Annotated in this window: 16 protein-coding genes, 1 tRNA gene and 1 pseudogene; 5 read left to right on the forward strand and 13 right to left on the reverse strand. The window is 73.9% G+C overall.

Going from position 1 to position 16,467, the window contains the following annotated elements:
• Positions 1 to 28: 28 nt before the first annotated feature.
• The 3 genes from ACFLFB_RS08670 to ACFLFB_RS08680 all read right to left on the reverse strand — a co-directional run bounded on the left by ACFLFB_RS08670 (position 29) and on the right by ACFLFB_RS08680 (position 4,212).
• The gene (locus ACFLFB_RS08670; RefSeq protein ID WP_392545313.1) at positions 29 to 769 is read right to left on the reverse strand and encodes an amino acid ABC transporter ATP-binding protein; all 741 of its coding nucleotides are present in this window, start codon (positions 767 to 769) and stop codon (positions 29 to 31) included.
• Between the two features lie 105 nt (positions 770 to 874).
• Complete coding sequence (locus ACFLFB_RS08675; protein WP_392545314.1) at positions 875 to 1,219, reverse strand: cupin domain-containing protein; 345 nt, start codon at positions 1,217 to 1,219, stop codon at positions 875 to 877.
• Positions 1,216 to 4,212, reverse strand: a complete 2,997-nt coding sequence (locus ACFLFB_RS08680; protein ID WP_392545315.1) for a S8 family serine peptidase — start codon at positions 4,210 to 4,212, stop codon at positions 1,216 to 1,218. Before ACFLFB_RS08680 ends, ACFLFB_RS08675 begins: the two co-directional genes overlap by 4 nt.
• Positions 4,213 to 4,377: 165 nt before the next feature.
• Here ACFLFB_RS08680 and ACFLFB_RS08685 point away from each other — a divergent pair, with 165 nt between their 5' ends.
• Positions 4,378 to 5,784, forward strand: a complete 1,407-nt coding sequence (locus tag ACFLFB_RS08685) for an NAD(P)/FAD-dependent oxidoreductase (RefSeq protein WP_392545316.1) — start codon at positions 4,378 to 4,380, stop codon at positions 5,782 to 5,784.
• Positions 5,785 to 5,786: 2 nt separating this feature from the next.
• On the opposite strand, the gene ACFLFB_RS08690 is transcribed toward ACFLFB_RS08685, so the two are convergent.
• Positions 5,787 to 5,930 (reverse strand): hypothetical protein, encoded by a 144-nt coding sequence (locus ACFLFB_RS08690; RefSeq protein WP_392545317.1) that lies wholly within the window; start codon positions 5,928 to 5,930, stop codon positions 5,787 to 5,789.
• 292 nt (positions 5,931 to 6,222) lie between these two features.
• Here ACFLFB_RS08690 and ACFLFB_RS08695 point away from each other — a divergent pair.
• A pseudogene (locus ACFLFB_RS08695) lies at positions 6,223 to 6,468 on the forward strand (DUF6541 family protein); the annotation flags it as partial.
• A 12-nt stretch (positions 6,469 to 6,480) separates the two neighbouring features.
• Here the strand turns inward: ACFLFB_RS08695 and ACFLFB_RS08700 are convergent.
• Positions 6,481 to 7,062 (reverse strand): hypothetical protein, encoded by a 582-nt coding sequence (locus ACFLFB_RS08700; RefSeq protein WP_392545318.1) that lies wholly within the window; start codon positions 7,060 to 7,062, stop codon positions 6,481 to 6,483.
• A 92-nt stretch (positions 7,063 to 7,154) separates the two neighbouring features.
• On the opposite strand from ACFLFB_RS08700, the gene ACFLFB_RS08705 reads away from it, so the two are divergent.
• The gene (locus ACFLFB_RS08705; RefSeq protein ID WP_392545319.1) at positions 7,155 to 8,612 is read left to right on the forward strand and encodes a hypothetical protein; all 1,458 of its coding nucleotides are present in this window, start codon (positions 7,155 to 7,157) and stop codon (positions 8,610 to 8,612) included.
• Between the two features lie 113 nt (positions 8,613 to 8,725).
• Here the strand turns inward: ACFLFB_RS08705 and ACFLFB_RS08710 are convergent.
• Positions 8,726 to 8,799, reverse strand: a tRNA-Ile gene (locus tag ACFLFB_RS08710).
• A gap of 77 nt (positions 8,800 to 8,876) precedes the next feature.
• On the opposite strand from ACFLFB_RS08710, the gene ACFLFB_RS08715 reads away from it, so the two are divergent.
• On the forward strand, positions 8,877 to 9,959 hold the full coding sequence (locus ACFLFB_RS08715) for a PIG-L deacetylase family protein (protein ID WP_392545320.1): 1,083 nt from the start codon (positions 8,877 to 8,879) through the stop codon (positions 9,957 to 9,959).
• A gap of 434 nt (positions 9,960 to 10,393) precedes the next feature.
• Positions 10,394 to 10,909, forward strand: a complete 516-nt coding sequence (locus ACFLFB_RS08720; RefSeq protein ID WP_392545321.1) for a DUF3145 domain-containing protein — start codon at positions 10,394 to 10,396, stop codon at positions 10,907 to 10,909.
• A gap of 25 nt (positions 10,910 to 10,934) precedes the next feature.
• On the opposite strand, the gene ACFLFB_RS08725 is transcribed toward ACFLFB_RS08720, so the two are convergent.
• The 7 genes from ACFLFB_RS08725 to ACFLFB_RS08755 form a co-directional block, all read right to left on the reverse strand.
• Positions 10,935 to 11,501 carry a hypothetical protein gene (locus ACFLFB_RS08725; RefSeq protein ID WP_392545322.1) on the reverse strand — a complete coding sequence of 189 codons (567 nt, stop codon included), beginning with the start codon at positions 11,499 to 11,501 and terminating at the stop codon, positions 10,935 to 10,937.
• A 10-nt stretch (positions 11,502 to 11,511) separates the two neighbouring features.
• Positions 11,512 to 12,069 carry a hypothetical protein gene (locus ACFLFB_RS08730; protein ID WP_392545323.1) on the reverse strand — a complete coding sequence of 186 codons (558 nt, stop codon included), beginning with the start codon at positions 12,067 to 12,069 and terminating at the stop codon, positions 11,512 to 11,514.
• Positions 12,070 to 12,075: 6 nt separating this feature from the next.
• On the reverse strand, positions 12,076 to 12,660 hold the full coding sequence (locus tag ACFLFB_RS08735; protein WP_392545324.1) for a hypothetical protein: 585 nt from the start codon (positions 12,658 to 12,660) through the stop codon (positions 12,076 to 12,078).
• Positions 12,661 to 12,781: 121 nt separating this feature from the next.
• A complete protein-coding gene (fabF, locus tag ACFLFB_RS08740) occupies positions 12,782 to 14,023 on the reverse strand; it encodes a beta-ketoacyl-ACP synthase II (RefSeq protein WP_392545325.1) in 1,242 nt (413 codons plus the stop codon).
• Positions 14,024 to 14,136: 113 nt separating this feature from the next.
• A complete protein-coding gene (locus ACFLFB_RS08745) occupies positions 14,137 to 14,385 on the reverse strand; it encodes an acyl carrier protein (RefSeq protein ID WP_392545326.1) in 249 nt (82 codons plus the stop codon).
• A gap of 71 nt (positions 14,386 to 14,456) precedes the next feature.
• Complete coding sequence (locus ACFLFB_RS08750; RefSeq protein ID WP_392545327.1) at positions 14,457 to 15,476, reverse strand: beta-ketoacyl-ACP synthase III; 1,020 nt, start codon at positions 15,474 to 15,476, stop codon at positions 14,457 to 14,459.
• The gene (locus ACFLFB_RS08755) at positions 15,473 to 16,387 is read right to left on the reverse strand and encodes an ACP S-malonyltransferase (protein WP_392545398.1); all 915 of its coding nucleotides are present in this window, start codon (positions 16,385 to 16,387) and stop codon (positions 15,473 to 15,475) included. The genes ACFLFB_RS08750 and ACFLFB_RS08755 overlap by 4 nt, the downstream gene beginning before the upstream one ends.
• Between the last annotated feature and the right edge of the window lie 80 nt (positions 16,388 to 16,467).

Raw genomic sequence — 16,467 nt, forward strand, 5'->3', positions numbered from 1 at the left:
TGCTCGGCTCTTGCTGTTCCTCGTGGGGTCAGTGGGTGAGGATCTTGCCGAGGAAGTCCTTGGCGCGGTCGCTCTGGGGGTTGGTGAAGAACTGCTCCGGGGTGCCCGACTCGACGATCTGGCCGTCGGCCATGAACACCACCCGGTTGGCCGCCCGCCGGGCGAAGCCCATCTCGTGGGTGACGACGACCATGGTCATGCCGCTCTTCGCGAGCCCGGTCATGACGTCGAGGACCTCGTTGATCATCTCGGGGTCGAGGGCCGAGGTGGGCTCGTCGAAGAGCATGACCTTGGGCTCCATCGCCAGGGAGCGGGCGATGGCCACGCGCTGCTGCTGGCCGCCGGAGAGCTGGGCGGGGTACTTCTGCGCCTGGTGGGCGACGCCGACGCGCTCGAGCAGCTCCATGGCGCGCTTCTCGGCGGCCTCCTTCTTCACCTTGCGGACCTTGATGGGGCCGAGCGTGACGTTCTCGAGGATCGTCTTGTGGGCGAAGAGGTTGAACGACTGGAAGACCATGCCGACGTCGGCGCGCAGGTGGGCGAGCTCCTTGCCCTCCTCGGGCAGGGCCTTGCCGTCGATGGTGATGGTTCCCGACTCGATCGTCTCGAGCCGGTTGATCGCGCGGCACAGGGTGGACTTGCCCGAGCCCGAGGGGCCGATGACGACGACGACCTCGCCCGTGCCCACGGTCAGGTTGATGTCCTGGAGCACGTGGAGGTCACCGAAGTGCTTGTTGACGTCGGCGAGGACGACGAGGGGCTCGGTCATGCTGAGAACCTAGCGACCGCCCCGCCGCACCGGTCAAGCGGGTGACAGGAAATCCACAGCCGAGACCGAACCGATACCTGGGCCGGTGTGCGGTCCGGGACGCCCTCAGGCGACCCAGATCTTGCGCAGCGTCTCGGTGACGACCCACGTCGTGCGGTCGCCGGCACGCAGCCGCACCGCGACGCCGGGGACGAGGTCGATGACGCTGCCGTCCTCGAACGTCACGGTCCCGCGGCCGGCCAGGACGACGAAGACCTCGTCGACCTCGGTGTCGCGGGCCGTGCCCACGGTCATCTCCCACAGGCCCACCCCGGTGCCGCCCACCTCGGCGAGCGTGGTGACGGCCGCGGTGGGGGTGCCCTCGAGGACGTCGTCGGCGGGCAGGGCCGCGTGCTCGAGCGGGTGCCCCGCGACGTCCGCGGTGAGCAGCCGGTCGGCGCCGACGCTCACCCGGTGACCTCCACGAGGGTGTCGGCCAGGCGACGCCCGTCGACGAGGTGCTCGACGAGCCCGAGGTTCAGGCCCGTGGCGGCGCCGCTCCACGACAGCCCGACCGATCGGGTGTCGCCGATGCGGACCGGACCCGACCCGCCCGACGTCACCCGCAGGGACCCGTCGGAGGTCGTGGGCACCAGCCAGCCGTCCACCGCGAACGCCGTGTCGGGCGCCGCAGCCCACGCGTGGACGACGAGCGTGTACGCGCCGGGCGCCGGGTGAGGGAGGTCGATCCGCTCGTCCGTCCCGGACTGCGCGCTCGACGCGACGACCTCGCCGGAGGCGTCGAGCAGGTAGAGGTCGAGGTCGGTGTCCGGGTCGTCGTCCTCGAGGGTCCAGCGGGCGTGGGCCACGCCGGTGAGGTCGACGGGGAGGCGGACGACGCCCGCGTCGTCATCGGGGCTGGGGAAGGTCTGGTCGGGGTCCTCGTCGACGGTTCCGGTGGTGGCGGTCGCGGGGACGAGGCCGTGGGGCACGGCCTCGTAGCGCCCGGTGGTGCCGACCTCGACGGGGACGGTCGCTGTGCCGGAGGCGCCGCTGCCGGTGACGACCGCTGGGGCGCGCAGGGCCAGGCCCTTGAGCGCGACGGGGCTGCGCACCTCGTAGCCGCTCCCGCGCCAGGTCAGCGAGCCGAACGACCACTGCCCGGCCGCCACCGACCCGGTGGCGAGCACGGTGAGCGTGACACGGGCCGTGGCGCCCGGCGGGAGGTCGACCGTCGAGGGCGATGCGGTCACGGTGAACCCGCGAGGCGAGTCGATGGAGACCTTGGCCTTCAGCGGTGCGCCGGACACGTTGGTCACCCAGCGCTTCACGGTGGTGCGTCCCGGCACCTCCTCGACGCCGATGGAGGGCTGGTTGAGGTCCTGCGCGACCGTGGGGTAGCCGACGCCTTCCAGCTCGCCGCACACCGACGCCGGGAAGGGCGAGGGGCCCTCGTCGCAGAGGAACCCGAGGTAGTCGGGGAAGGTGGCGTCGAAGACCAGCCCGGGCCGGAAGGCCGAGCCCTTGTCGGCGGGGCGCCCGAGCGAGGCGAGGCCGGCCCCGGTGTCGAAGGGGTCGGCGGTGCTGCCGTCGGAGTCCCGCACGCGGGAGTCGGCGGCCGTCATCAGGGCCGAGCGGGCGGTGGCCGGCGACCAGTCGGGATGGGCCTGCTCGAGCAGGGCGAGGAGCCCGGAGACGACCGGCGTCGACATGGAGGCCCCCGACATCGCCTGGAAGAGCTGGCCCGCGGGGCCGTACCCCGGGCCGGACGGTGCCGGGGACGCCCCCGCCAGCACCTGCACGCCCGGGGCGGTGAGGTCGGGCTTGACGAGGTCGCCGGCGGTCGAGCTCTCGCCCCGGCCGGAGAACCGGGCCACGGTGGGCTGCGAGAACGGTGAGCCGCTCGCGCCGTCGCTGACGAGGCGTGCGGTGCCGTCGGGGCGCGTGGCCAGCCAGGCGCGCAGCCGCTGGCCCTGGGTGCTGTCGAGGACGAGGCTCGGCACGTGCGTGTTCGGCGTCGTCGGGGTCGTGCCCGGGTCGTTCGTGAGGACGAGGCCGACCCCGCCCGCCTGCTGCACGGCGAAGCTCTTGCCGATGGGGCTCAGGGCGCCCTCGGTGCACACGACGATGGTGCCCGCGACGACGTCCGGGTCGAGCTGGCCCGGGACGCAGGGGGCGGACCCCGCCGCGGCACCGTCGACGACGGGGGCCGACGCGGTGCCGGCGGTCACGGTGGCACCGGACAGGCTGGGCCCGCGGTCGAGGTCGAGGTGGCCGGCGAAGGAGCCGGCCCGGGTCGTCGCGCCGACGCCGGTGACCCAGGGCAGGTCGCCGGGTCCGCCGATGGAGCCGGGCCCGGGGCCCGCGTTGCCGACCGACGCGGAGACGTGCACCCCGGCATCGGCGGCGAACAGGAGGGCGATCGCCTCGGGCGAGACGGTGTTCGGCGGACCGCCGAGCGAGAAGTTGATGACGTCGACCCCGTCGGCGACCGCCTGGTCGATGGCGGCCACGAGGTCGGAGGCGTAGCCGCCCCCCGAGCCGATCGCCTTGTAGGCGATGACCTGCGCGTCGGGGGCGATGCCGGAGATGGTGCCCTGGTCGACGCCGAGCACCGTGGCCCGCACGTCGGCGTTGCCGGCGGCGGTGGTCGAGGTGTGCGTGCCGTGGCCGTCGTCGTCACGGGCGGAGTCGAACTCGCCCTCGGTGAGGCCGGTGTTGGCCTTGTAGCTGTCGAGGAACTCGCGGGCCCCGACGAGCTTGGTGTTGCAGGTGAAGGGGGCGTCGGCCGCGTTCCAGCCGGTGTTGCCGAACGCGCAGGCCGAGCGGCTGCTCTCGTCGAGGTCGGGTCGCGCGGGCAGGCCGGGCCGCGGGGCCAGGCTCGGGTGCTCGGGCCAGACCCCGGTGTCGATGACGCCGACGAGCACGCCCTTGCCGGTGACCCCGGCGTCGTACGCCTCGCCGGTGCCGGTCAGGCCGAGGTCCGCGTTGAGGGCGTTGCGCGTGAGGGCGGGGCTCGCCTGCGCCACAGCGGTGGTGGCGGCAGTGGTCGCCGTCGTCGCTCGCGTGACCTGGCGCAGGGCGTCGGGGACGACGAGCGCGACGGCGGGGTCGCGCGCGAGGCGGCGGGCGCCATCGAGGTCGGTCTCCACGGTGAACCCGTTGAGGGTCGAGGTGTACACCTGCCGCTTGCTCGACCGCGGCAGCCCGGCGGTGCGCAGGGCGGCGTCCTGCTCGGCGCGCAGCGTGGACCGACGCGTGGTGGCCGGGGCGGAGCGCAGCCGGTCGTGGCCGAGCGCGCGCACCAGCGGGTCGGTACGCATGACGACGATGTACCGGCCGTCGGGGCTCTTCGCGACGGGCGACGCCGGGGCCGCCGTGACCGCGACCGAGGGGGCGGCGACGACCGGCCCGAGGGTCAGCGCGCAGGCAGCGGCGGCGACGACGGCAAGGGGACGCCTCATGGCAGGACCTCCTCGTGGGGTCCGGCTTCCGGGTCCGGACCACGGGTGTGATGCACCGCCGGCCAGGTCGTGGCCGATGTTGGGGTGTGCTCCGGAAGGTAGTGCATCGCCGCGCCGCCCCCTCGGCGGCGCACCGTGCGCACGGTGCGCGGCATGATGACCGCCATGAGCCCCAGCCCCGCCGTGGTGGCGGCGTCGCTCGCCGACGCGACGCCCGACGTCTTCTGGACCGACCGGCCGCAGCTGCGCCCCGACCCCCGCCCCGCCCTCACCGGCAGCGGGCACCGGGCCGACCTCGTCGTCGTCGGCGGCGGCTTCACGGGGCTGTGGGCCGCCGTGCAGGCCAAGGAGGACGACCCCTCCCGCGACGTCGTCCTCCTCGAGCGGGGGCGGCTGGGCATCGCCGCCTCGGGCCGCAACGGCGGGTTCGTCGCACCGTCCCTGACGCACGGGCTGGCCCAGGGGCTCGCCTGCTGGCCCGGCGAGGTCCCGACGCTCGAGCGGCTCGGGGCCGAGAACTTCGCCGGGCTGGCCGAGAGCCTGGTGCACCACGGCATCGACGCCGACTTCCACGTCCCGGGTGAGCTCACCCTCGCCCTCACCGAGCACCAGGTGCCGACCGTTCGTGAGTCCTACGAGCTGCACCGGGCGCACGGCGTCGACGTCAGCCTGCTCACCGCGGCCGAGGCGCGGGCGCGGGTCGACTCGCCGCGGTACCTGTCGGGGCTGTTCGACCCCGAGGTCGGTCTCGTCGACCCGGCCCGGCTGGTCTGGGGGTTGGCTGCCGCGGCGGAGCGGTTGGGGGTGCGCGTGCACGAGGACACGTCCGTCACCGCCTTCGACCGCGAGGACGGTGCGGTGATGGTGCGCACCGAGTGGGGGAGCGTACGGGCCGACCGCGTGGTGCTCGGCACCGGAGCGTTCCGCGGCCTGCTCAAGCGGCTGGCCCTGTGGACCCTGCCGGTCTACGACCACGTCCTGATGTCGGAGCCGCTGTCGACCGAGCAGCTGGGGCGGATCGGGTGGGAGGGCCGCGAGGGCCTCGCCGACGCCGGCAACCAGTTCCACTACTACCGGCGCACCCTCGACGACCGCGTGCTCTTCGGCGGCTACGACGCGAACTACCACTTCCCGGGACGCATCGACCCGCGGCTCGAGCAGTCGTCGTCGCACGACCTGCTCGCGCGCCACTTCCTCGAGATCTTCCCCCAGCTCGAGGGGGTGCGGTTCACCCACCGGTGGGCGGGCGTCATCGACACCACCTCGCGGTTCACGCCCGTGTTCGGGTCGGCGCTGGGTGGCCGGCTGGCCTACGCGGTGGGGTACACCGGGCTGGGCGTCGCGTCGACGCGCTTCGGTGCGCGGGTGGCGCTGGACCTCGTCGACGGCCGCGACACCGAGGTCACCCGCCTCGGGATGGTGCGGCGCAAGCCGGTGCCGTTCCCGCCGGAGCCGATCCGCTGGGCGGCGGTGCGCGCCACCCGGGCGAGCCTGGCCGCCGAGGACCGCACCGGGAGGCGCAACCTCTGGCTGCGCGGCCTCGACGCCGCCGGCATCGGCTTCGACAGCTGACCTCAGGCGTCGACGCTCTCGCCGAAGCGCTCGCGGCGGCCCTCTCCGGAGCGGGCGAGCCACTGGCGCCAGCCGTCGACGTCGCGGTGCTGCACGAGGAAGTACCAGGCGTACCGGGTCTCGTCGGGCCAGCGCCGCCACCGCATGCCGGGCTGGCTCGTGAGGTAGCCCAGGTTGCGGAACGCACGGTCCCGGACGGGTGGAGGTAGCGGGCCCGAGTGCTGGTGCCGAACGGCAGGCCGCTGCGGGCCAGCCGGCGGTGCACCTCCACCTCGTCCCCGCGGATGAACAGGCGCGGGTCGGGGACGCCCACGGCGTCGAGGGCGGCGGCCCAGAACAGCGCGCCGTTGAGCAGGTTGGCCACGCGCGGGACCACGTCGCCGGGGGCGTTCACCGGCGCCCTCGCCGACCGCGAGGCCGTCTTCCCCCACCTCACGGGCCGGAGGGGGGAGCGACCGCGACCTGCTCGCCACGTCCCTCGCCGAGGTCGCGACCCGGCCCGACGTCTGTGCCGCGCTGGGCCGCCTCCACGTGTCCTTCGTCCTCGTCGGCCCCTCGACGTTCTGGTCGGGCGACCCGCGTCGCTCGCGCTACGCGGGGCTGGCGGTGGCCGGCCGCCCGGGGTTCACCGAGGTGGCCCGTGCCGGTACCGCGTCCCTCTGGCGCGTGACGGCCTGCGGCTGAGGGCGGGCAGCGTCATCCCGCGATGGCGTGCACCGACCACCCGGCGCCAAGCCGCCAGCCCAGCAGCGGCGAGCCGGCCCAGGCCGTGGCGAGCCAGAGGTGGGTGAGGCCGTCGTGCTCGACCTCCGGGTCCGGGGCACCGGGCACGCCGACCGGCCGGGCCAGCGCGCGGTAGAGGGGGTCCGGGAGGCCGCCGTCGCCGAGACCGACGAAGAGGTGACGCTCGTCGGCCGCTGCGACCGCGGCGACCTTGACGGCGCGACGGGCGACGTGGGGCACGAGGAGGAGCGCCGTCACGGCCTCGGCCAGGCCTGCTGGCACCTCGCCGTCGATGGTCAACTCGGGGCGCTGTCCTCGCCCGCGCGCCCTCGGCCCGAGCAGTGAGCTGCGGTGCCGCACACCGGGGCCGGTGTGGGTCGTCACCTCGACGGCCGCCCGTCGACCGCGGGGGAGCAGGAGGTCGAGGTCGTAGGCGCCTTGGAGCCGCCCCACGTCGTGGGCGCGCACGACCCCTCCGGTGACGTGCTCGAGCGCCACGGCGGCGTAGGCCTCGTCGTCGCTGAGGCCATCGAGGCGCTTCGGGTCCGAACCCACCCGAGCAGGCTAGGCGGTGGCCCCGACGTCGCTCGCCGGATGGCCCACAGTGACCATGGACCCTCGTGCCGACCCCTCGCCATAATCGCCGAGTGGACCCCGTCCGCCCTCCGACCGGGCCGGGGGAGGACGACGACGACACCGGCTCGTCCTTCGCCTGGCTGGTCGTGGGCGTGGCGATGACCCTCTTCGCCCCCATCGTCCTCAGCCTCTGGGCGTACCGCCGGTTCGAGCTCGACCTCCCCGAGTGGGCGGGCTTCTTCGTTCTCCTGGCCGCGTTCGCGGTCTGTTCCGCAGCGCTCTCCGCGCTGCTCCGCTTGGCGGGGCTGGTCCGTCGTCTGGTCCGCCGAGGAGGTCGACGACCCAGCGGTGAGGACGGTGGGGACGGGTGGTCGCAGGCCGACGCCCCGGGACCCGCGGGCATCGCCCAGGTGACTCAGGTGCGCAGGCGTCCGCTGGACCCGGCCGTCGTCGACGTGGCCCTCGTCATCCCGGCCGGATCGTCCGGCGTCGTCCTGCGCCGCTTCACCTGCACTGCGGACGTGCTGGTCGAGCAGGCGCCCACGCTCTTCCAGCTCGGGTCGTGCACCGGTGTGGACCCGTCCGCACCGGGCCGAATGCCCGACCTGCTGTACGACACCGAGGAAGAAGCTCGTGAGGCCGCCTCACGCGGACCGTCGCCCGCGGACCCCGACGAGTGGGTCGAGGCGCCCGGGTTCCAGGCCTGGGTCCAGGACCCCGAGTTCATCCTCGACGAGATGGCGCCCGCGGAGCGCCGGGTCCCCGCCCTGGGCAAGGTCGTCGTCGGGCTCGTCGCCGTCACGACCGGGGCTGCCGCGGCCGTGGTCGTGATGCTGGTGCTGGACGCGGTCGGGCTCGGCGAGGAGGGCGACCTCTTCGTCGAGGCGATCGCGATCACCTCGATCATCGCTGCCGTCCCCGTCGCGGGCCGGGCCGCCGAGGTGATCAGCCGCCGTCACCTGCGCACCGCGCTCGCGAGAAGGCCCCGCTCCGGTGCGGGCGCGCCGGGGCAGGAGGACGGGCTGGGACCAGACCCGACCCTCGAGCCCGCCGTGGACACCGACGGGCCGGCCAGCGCGCCCGACGACCTCGTCATCCGTCCCGTGTCGCGCCTGTGGTTCTGCGGTGGCCTCCTCACCGGCGCGGTCGGCGCCGTGGTGGGGACCGAGCTCCTCGGGGCGGAGGCGCGTCCCTTCGGGTACCCCGTCGCCGTCGTGCTCGGTGTCCTCGGGGTCCTCTGCCTGCGCCTGGGCCTGACAGCCGGCCGTGACGGTGTCCGGGTCGGGACGTACTTCGGGAGCACCACGGTGCGCTGGGCGCACCTCGCTGCGGTCGACTTCGAGAAGGTGCCCACGGAGGTGGAGATCTGGCCGAACCACTGGCTCGTCCTCGTGACCCGCCGCGGGCGGCGCGTGAAGGTGGAGGGGGTCACCGGCACGGTGGATCGCGGAGGGCGGCTCGACGTCCTGCGCGGCACCTTGCTCGCCATGCGCAACCGATACCTCGCGGAGGACCGCGCTGACCGATGAGTGCCAGTCCCGTCCGGTGCGTCGCGCCCCGAGGACCGCGACCGGCCGGCCATCACGGGTAGCAGCCGGAAGCGCCGGTACCGCTGCTCCGTCGGGCGAAGCCCTGCGACAGGTGGGGCGTGTCGGGCTTGAACCGACGACCGACGGATTATGAGTCCGCTGCTCTGACCGACTGAGCTAACGCCCCTGGAAGCAGCGCCGATTCTGTCACGGTGTTCCCGGACCTCCGCGCGACGCCCGCACGCGTCGACTACCGTCGTGGACGTGCTCGACCCGAACCCGTCGTCCCGCACGACGCCCTCCGACGGCTCGGGCCCCGCACCGGGGGGTCTCCTCCCTCCGGGGGTCGACCGCGCCGCGACGCCACCCCAGCGCGTGGCGGTCCTGTGGTGCCGCCGGTCCGCGGACGCCGCCACCGAGGCGCTGGCGGCGCTCGGCCTCATCCCGCTGCTCCTCGACCCCACCGAGACGACCCAGTTCCTCGACGCGATGGGGGAGCCATCGGTCCTCGTCGTCGACTGCGACGCGCTCGACGACGCCGCGATGGAGGTCCTCGCGCAGACCCGCTCGGCCCATCCGCGGCTCAGCGTCTGCGCGCTGGCCGGTGCGGAGGCGTCACGCGACGGGCTGCTGCGGGCCCTGCGGCTGGGCGTGTCCGAGGTCGTCGACCCCGATGACGCCGAGCAGCTGCTCGCCACCCTCACCAAGGTCGTCCAGGCGCCTCCGGCAGTGCGGGTCCTCGCCGTCGGGGCGCACCCGGACGACGTGGAGATCGGCTGCGGCGGAACCCTGCTGCGGCATCGCGACGCCGGGCACGCCGTCACCGTCCTCACCCTGACGCTCGGGGCGCAGGGCGGGCCGGCCGTCGACCGGCGCCGCGAGGCCGTCGGCGCCGCGACCCGGATGGGGGCCGAGCTGCTCCTCGCCGACCTCACCGACACCCGCCTCGACGAGGAGGTGGGACTGACCAGGCTCGTCGAGGACGTCGTGGCGACCGTGCGCCCGAGCGTCGTGTACGTGCACAGCACCGCCGACCAGCACCAGGACCACCGGGCCGTCCACGACGCCGTGGTCGTCGCGACCCGGCGCGTCCCCGAGGTGTACTGCTACCAGTCGCCGTCCTCGCGGGTCGGGTTCTCGCCCACCCGGTTCGTGCGGGTCGACGACACCCTCGACGAGAAGGTCGACCTGCTCGGCGTCTACCGCAGCCAGTCGGCACGCCACTACCTCGAGCCCGACCTCGTCACCGCCACGGCCCGGTACTGGGCGCGCCAGCTGCCGCACATCCGGCACGCCGAGCCGTTCGAGGTCCACCGCGCGAGCGGCGACGGCCCCGACCTCCTCTGACGCCCCACCACCCGACCCCGACACCCCCTCATCCCGCGCTACGGGGCAGTAAGCGTCGTGATCACGACACCTCCTGCCCCGTAGCGAGCACAGGAGGGAGCCCACCCTCGCCCGCTCCACCGTCCCCTCAACCGCGTCCTACCGCCTGGTACATGGGGTGATCACCCCACGTACCAGGCGGTAGGCGGCGCCACAGGGGCGAGCGAGGGGTGGGGCGGGTGGGGGAGGTGGGGCCGCAGGAGATGTGCGGTTCTGGTGGTGCACCCGTGGCCGATGGTGCACAATGACGAGCACAACGGCACCTGCGAGTGCCCCCACAGCGAAGCCGCACGGCATCCGGACCGCGGGACCTCCCGCTTCACCGGCAGACCGAACGGCCACATCGTGTGCACCGGCGTTGGGGAAGACGTCCCTCGCACGCGAAGGAGGCCAGGATGTCTGTCGCGATGCCGCGCACCGTCACGCGGGGAGTGGTCTATGTCCACTCCACCCCGAAAGCGCTGTGCCCGCACGTGGTCTGGGCGGTCGAGAACGTCCTCGGCACCCGGGTCACGGTCGAGTGGACCCCTCAGCCCGCCGCCCCGGCGTTCGTGCGCACCGAGCTGAGCTGGTCCGGCGAGCCCGGCACCGGCGCCCGGATCGCCTCGTCGCTGCGCGGGTGGGAGAACCTGCGCTACGAGGTGACCGAGGAGCCGAGCCCCGGCACCGACGGCTCGCGCTGGTCGCACACGCCGCGCCTGGGCATCCACCACACGTGGACCTCCGCGAGCGGTGACGCCGTCATCAACGAGGACCGCCTGCGCGAGGTCGTCGTCCTGGCCCAGGGCAGCCCCGACGCCATGCAGGAGATGATCGAGGAGCTGCTCGGCACCGAGTGGGACAGCGAGCTCGAGCCGTTCCGCTACGCCGGCGAGGGCGCCTCGGTGCGCTGGTTGCACAAGGTCGGCTGACCGGCCCGACCGAGCCGGACCCCGCTCACCACACCTCGCGGTACCGCGCCCCCAGCCCGTCGCGGACCACCTCGAGGCCATGGTCGCCGAGCAGCTCGTCGGGGACCATCCACACCCGGCCCTCCGCGCCCTCCTGCTCGAGGACGAGCATCCCCTCCTCGCGCACGGCCCCGACGATGGTCGTGAGGTCGAGGACCAGCGAGTGCGACGGCAGGACGAACATCGCGCGCGTCGGCGTGTAGACCGCCTCGACCAGGGTCCCCACCGGCACCCCGGCCAGCGTCACGGCGCGCCAGGCGCGCAGGCTGCGACGGCGCACCGACCACACGTCGAACGCGCACAGCAGCCCGAAGACGACGAGGAACAGCACCGTCGAGCCGACGACGCGCACCGGGTCCAGCCGGTCCACCGTGAGCAGGACGCCGCCGAGCACGACGATCCCGGTCGCAACCCCGACCCGCACGAGCGTGAACCGGCGCCACGCGCGCGGGGCCGACAGCGCCCGTCGATGGAGGAAGCGCGCCTCGCGCTCGGCGATCTCCGCCGTCGCGACGTAGGACCCCGTGGCCGACAGCGGCTCCTCCACGTTCACGGCCCAGACCCTAGAGGCTCCACCGCGGACCGAGGGCGGCTTCGAGCAGACCGAGCGCCTCGGACGAGACCAGCTCGGACGGCACCGCCCAGTAGGCCCCCGTTCGTTCCCGCTCGAGGAAGAGCACGCCCTCCTCCTCGTCCCACACGGCGTGCGTCACCTCGTCGAAGCGGATGACGTCGGTGAGGGTCGCGGTGGTGACCTCGGCCCGGTCCCGGTGCCAGACGGCCTTCACACGGGTGCCGACCGGGCACAGCCGCAGGGCGTGCTCGGTGGCGGCACGGCGCAGCCGGCGGCGGTTGCGCCGCAGGTCGAGCAGTGCGCCCAGCAGCGCGGCCGGCACGACCACGAGGAGGCACACCCACCAGGCCGGCAGGGAGACGTCGAACGCCCACAGGGTGAGCAGGCCCAGACCCACCCCGACCGCCGTCGTGGCGAGCTCGACCGCGGCGGCCCGCACGACGTACCGGGGTCGCGTCATCTGCCGCCGGACGATGGCGCGCGCCTCGCGCTCGGCGATGGCCGGGGTCGACGTGTACCCCGTCCGCACGGCGGGGACCTCGGGCACCGGCGGTCAGCCCCTCCCGGGGTGGTCCAGGTCGATGAGGTGGTCGCCGAGGACGTCGGACACGACCATCCAGGCCGACGGGGTGAGCAGCTCGCCGGCGACGAGGTAGAACTTGTCGGTCGTGGTGTCGATGACGAGGACGTCCTCGACCCACGTGCCGCGCAGCACGGACGACGTGGCGATGGTGTGCGTGGCGGCGAACGTGCCGATCGACCACGACTCGTGCGACCACGACGCGTGCACGGGGGTCCCGACGGGGGCCTGGGCGCGGATCATCCGGCGAAACATCCGCCGGGTGCGCCAGGGTAGGGCGACGAAGGCGTCGGCGGCCACGAGCAGCGCGGCCGTCAGGAGCACCCCCACGGCGAACAGCCACGGGTTGGCGGGCCGCACGGGGGGCATGACGAGCTGGGCCAGGCCGACGAGGACGAAGGCCACGACCCAGGTGACGGCGAACGAGCGCCACACCGAGCCGCGGCGCAGGTGCCAGCGCGTGGCCGCGCGGACCTCGCGCTCGGTCACCTCGGCCGTCATGACGGTGCCGGTCTCGACGGCGCCCCACGGCTTCACGGGCACGGGTTGTTCCATCACCCTTCGACGGTAGGGCCGCGCTGGAGCGCCGGACCGGCGTTTTCCCGAGCGCGGACCGAACGGACGAGGCCCCCCGGTCCGAACCGGGGGGCCTCGTCGCGTCGAGCGGCTGAAAGCGCTGTCAGACGCTCTTGATGACGAGGGCGACGTTGTGCCCGCCGAAGCCGAAGGAGTTGTTCAGCGCCGCGATGTCGCCGTCGGGCAGGGTGCGGTGCTCGCCGCGCACGACGTCGAGGTCGATCTTCGGGTCGAAGTCGTCGATGTTGATGGCGGCGGGGGCGACCCGGTGGTGCACCGCGAGCACGGTGAGCAGGCCCTCGAGGGCGCCGGCGGCACCGAGGAGGTGGCCGGTCATCGACTTCGTGGCGCTGACGGCCATGCCGTCGGCGGCCGCCCCGAAGGCGCGGCGGATGGCGTTGGCCTCGGCGACGTCACCGACGGGCGTCGAGGTGGCGTGGGCGTTGACGTGGATGATGTCGGCGTCGGTGAGCCCGGCGCGCTCCACGGCCTCGCGCATGGCGCGCGACGCCCCGGCGCCCTCCGGCTCGGGGGCGGTGATGTGGTGGGCGTCGGCCGACATCCCGATGGAGGCGAACTCGGCGTAGATCCGGGCCCCGCGGGCCTTGGCGTGCTCGTACTCCTCGAGGACCATGACGCCCGCGCCCTCGCCCATGACGAAGCCGTCGCGGCCGGTGTCGTAGGGCCGCGAGGCGGCGGCGATGTCGTCGTTGCGGGTGGAGAGCGCCTGCATCTGGGCGAAGCCGGCGAAGCAGATGGGGTGCGTGGCCGCCTCGGTGCCACCGGCGACGACCATGTCGGCCCGGCCGGTGCGGATCATGTCGTAGGCGGTGCCCATCGACTCGGCGCCCGACGCGCAGGCGGAGACGGTGGTGTGGGCACCGGCGCGCGCTCCGAGGAGCAGCGAGACGTTGCCGGCCGAGGTGTTCGGCATGAGCATGGGGACGGCCAGCGGGAAGACGCGGCGCAGGCCCTTCTCGCGCAGGATGTCCCACTGGTCCAGGAGGGTCCATACGCCACCGATGCCGGTGCCGATGGCCACGCCGAGGCGCTCGGGGTCGATCTCGGGGGAGCCGGCGTCCTCCATCGCCGCCAGCGAGGCGATGACGGCGTACTGGGCGCTGGGGTCCATGCGACGGACCTGCACCTTGGTCAGCACCTCGAGGGGGTCCTGCGCGATGGTGCAGGCGAAGTGCACCGGCATCTCGTAGCGCTCGACCATCTCCTCGGGTAGCGGCTTGGCCCCGGAGCGTCCCGCGAGGATGCCCTCCCAGGTCTCTGCGATGGTGCCGCCGAGGGGCGTGGTGGCACCGAGGCCGGTCACGACAACGCGTCGATCGCTCATGGGTCCTGCTGCTCCTTGTGGGACGTGGACGTGCACGTGCTGGTGGGGGCGGTCCGCCCCACCCCGACCCTAGGCCGATTCGGCGGGATCGGGGAGGGGGCGGACCTCGGGGCTCAGCCCTGGTTGTTGGCGATGAAGCTCACGGCGTCGCCGACGGTGGCGAGGTTCTTGACCTCGTCGTCGGGGATGCGCGTGCCGAACTTCTCCTCGGCGTTGACGACGATCGTCATCATCGACAGCGAGTCGATGTCGAGGTCGTCGGTGAACGACTTGTCGGACTGGACCTCGGCCGGGTCGAGGCCGGTCTCCTCGTTGACGATCTCGGCGAGGCCGGCGAGGATCTCCTGCTCAGACAGTGCCATGGGTGCTGCTCCTTCGATCTCGGGGACTCTTGCGGTGGTGCTGGCCCGGGTGACCCGTGGGCTAACGGGAACTAGGGGATGACGACGACCTGGGCGGCGTAGGACAGGCCCGCGCCGAAGCCGATCTGGAGGGCGAGGCCGCCGCTGGGGATCTCGCCCTTGCGGACCATCCGCTCCATCGCCAGCGGCACCGACGCCGCGGACGTGTTGCCGGTGTAGGCGATGTCGCGGGCGATGGCGATGCCCTCGGGGAGCTTGAGCTGCTTGGCCATGGCGTCGATGATGCGGACGTTGGCCTGGTGGGGGATGAAGGCGTCGAGCTGCTCGGCGGTGACCCCGGCGGCGTCGAGGGCCTTCTGGGCGACGGGCGCCATGCCCCACACGGCCCACCGGAACACGGTCTGGCCGGCCATCCCGATGTGCGGCCACTCGAGCTTCTGCTCGTGGACGTCGATCCAGCTCTCGGTCTGGGAGATGGCCTCCCACTGGGCGCCGTCGGAGCCCCACACGGTGGGCCCGATGCCGGGGGTCTCGGACGGGCCGACGACCGCCGCGCCCGCGCCGTCGCCGAAGATGAAGGCGGTGCCGCGGTCGTCGCGGCTGGTGAAGTCGGACAGCCGCTCGACGCCGACGACGAGCACGTGCCGGGCCGACCCGCCGCGGACCATGTCGGAGGCGAGGGCCAGGCCGTGGCAGTAGCCGGCGCAGGCCGCGGAGATGTCGAACGCGGCGGCCTTGCTGCCCAGCGCCTCGGCGACGAGGGGGGCGGCGGCCGGCGTCTGGTAGGGCCAGCTGACCGTGGCGAGCACGACGGCGTCGAGGTCGGCGGCGGTGATGCCGGCCATCTCCAGGGCGGGGCGCGACGCGAACACCGACATGTCGACGACCGACTCGCCGTCGCCGGCCCAGCGGCGCTCGATGATGCCGGAGCGCTCGCGGATCCACTCGTCGGAGGAGTCGATCCGGTCGACGATCTCGGAGTTCGGCACGATCCGGCGCGGCCGGTAGCCACCGATCCCGAGGATGCGCGCGTGCTGCTGCCCCGTGGAGGACTGGAGGGAGGAGGCGAACCCCTTGGACGTCACGGTCATGCCGAGTGCTCCTGGATGAGGGTGCGGGCGGCGTCGAGGTCGTCGGGGGTCTTCACCGCGAGGAGCTCGACGCCCTTGAGGGCGCGCTTGGCCAGGCCGACGAGGGTGCCGGCCGGCGGCAGCTCGATGATCGCGGTGACGCCCAGTGCGGCGAACCGCTCCATGCACAGGTCCCAGCGCACGGGGTTGGACACCTGGGCGACGATGCGGTCGAGGGCCTCGCGCCCGTCGGTGACCGTGGCGCCGTCGCGGTTGGAGACGAGGGTGACGCCCGGGTCGGAGACGTCGTGGTCGGCGGCCGCGGCGCGCAGGGCGTCGACGGCGGGGGACATGTAGTGCGTGTGGAACGCCCCGGCGACCTTGAGGGGGATGACGCGGGCCTTGGCGGGCGGGTCCGCAGCGAGGTCCGCCAGGGCGGGCAGGGCGCCGGCGGCGACGACCTGGCCGGCGCCGTTGACGTTGGCGGGGGTGAGGTCGTGGCGCTCGATGGTGGCCAGGACGTCGTCCGGGTCGCCGCCGAGGACGGCGCTCATGCCGGTGGGGGTGGCGGCGCTCGCCTCGGCCATCGCGCGGCCGCGCAGCGCGACGAGGCGCATCGCGTCGGTCTCGCGCAGGACCCCGGCGGCGGCGGCCGCGGTGATCTCGCCGACGGAGTGGCCGGCGAGGGCGCCGACGCCGTCGGTACCGCCCAGCGCCCGCAGCGCGAGGAGGCCGGCGCCGACGAGCAGGGGTTGGGCGACGGCAGTGTCCTTGATGGTGTCCTCGTCGGACACCGTGCCGTGGGCGACGAGGTCGACCCCCGCGGCGTCGGACAGCTCGGTCAGGTGCTCACGCAGGCCGGGGAGCTCGAGCCACGGGCTGAGGAACCCTGGGGTCTGGGAGCCCTGGCCGGGGCAGACGATGACGATCACAAGGTCCACCATGTCGCGCCGGACGTGACCGACCCGTGATGGGTGGGGACGAACCTCGGACCCTCGATCTGTGGGATCCC

Origin of the sequence: Oryzobacter telluris (assembly GCF_043099285.1) — a bacterium.
In the GTDB taxonomy this organism is placed as follows: Bacteria; Actinomycetota; Actinomycetes; order Actinomycetales; family Dermatophilaceae; genus Oryzobacter; species Oryzobacter telluris.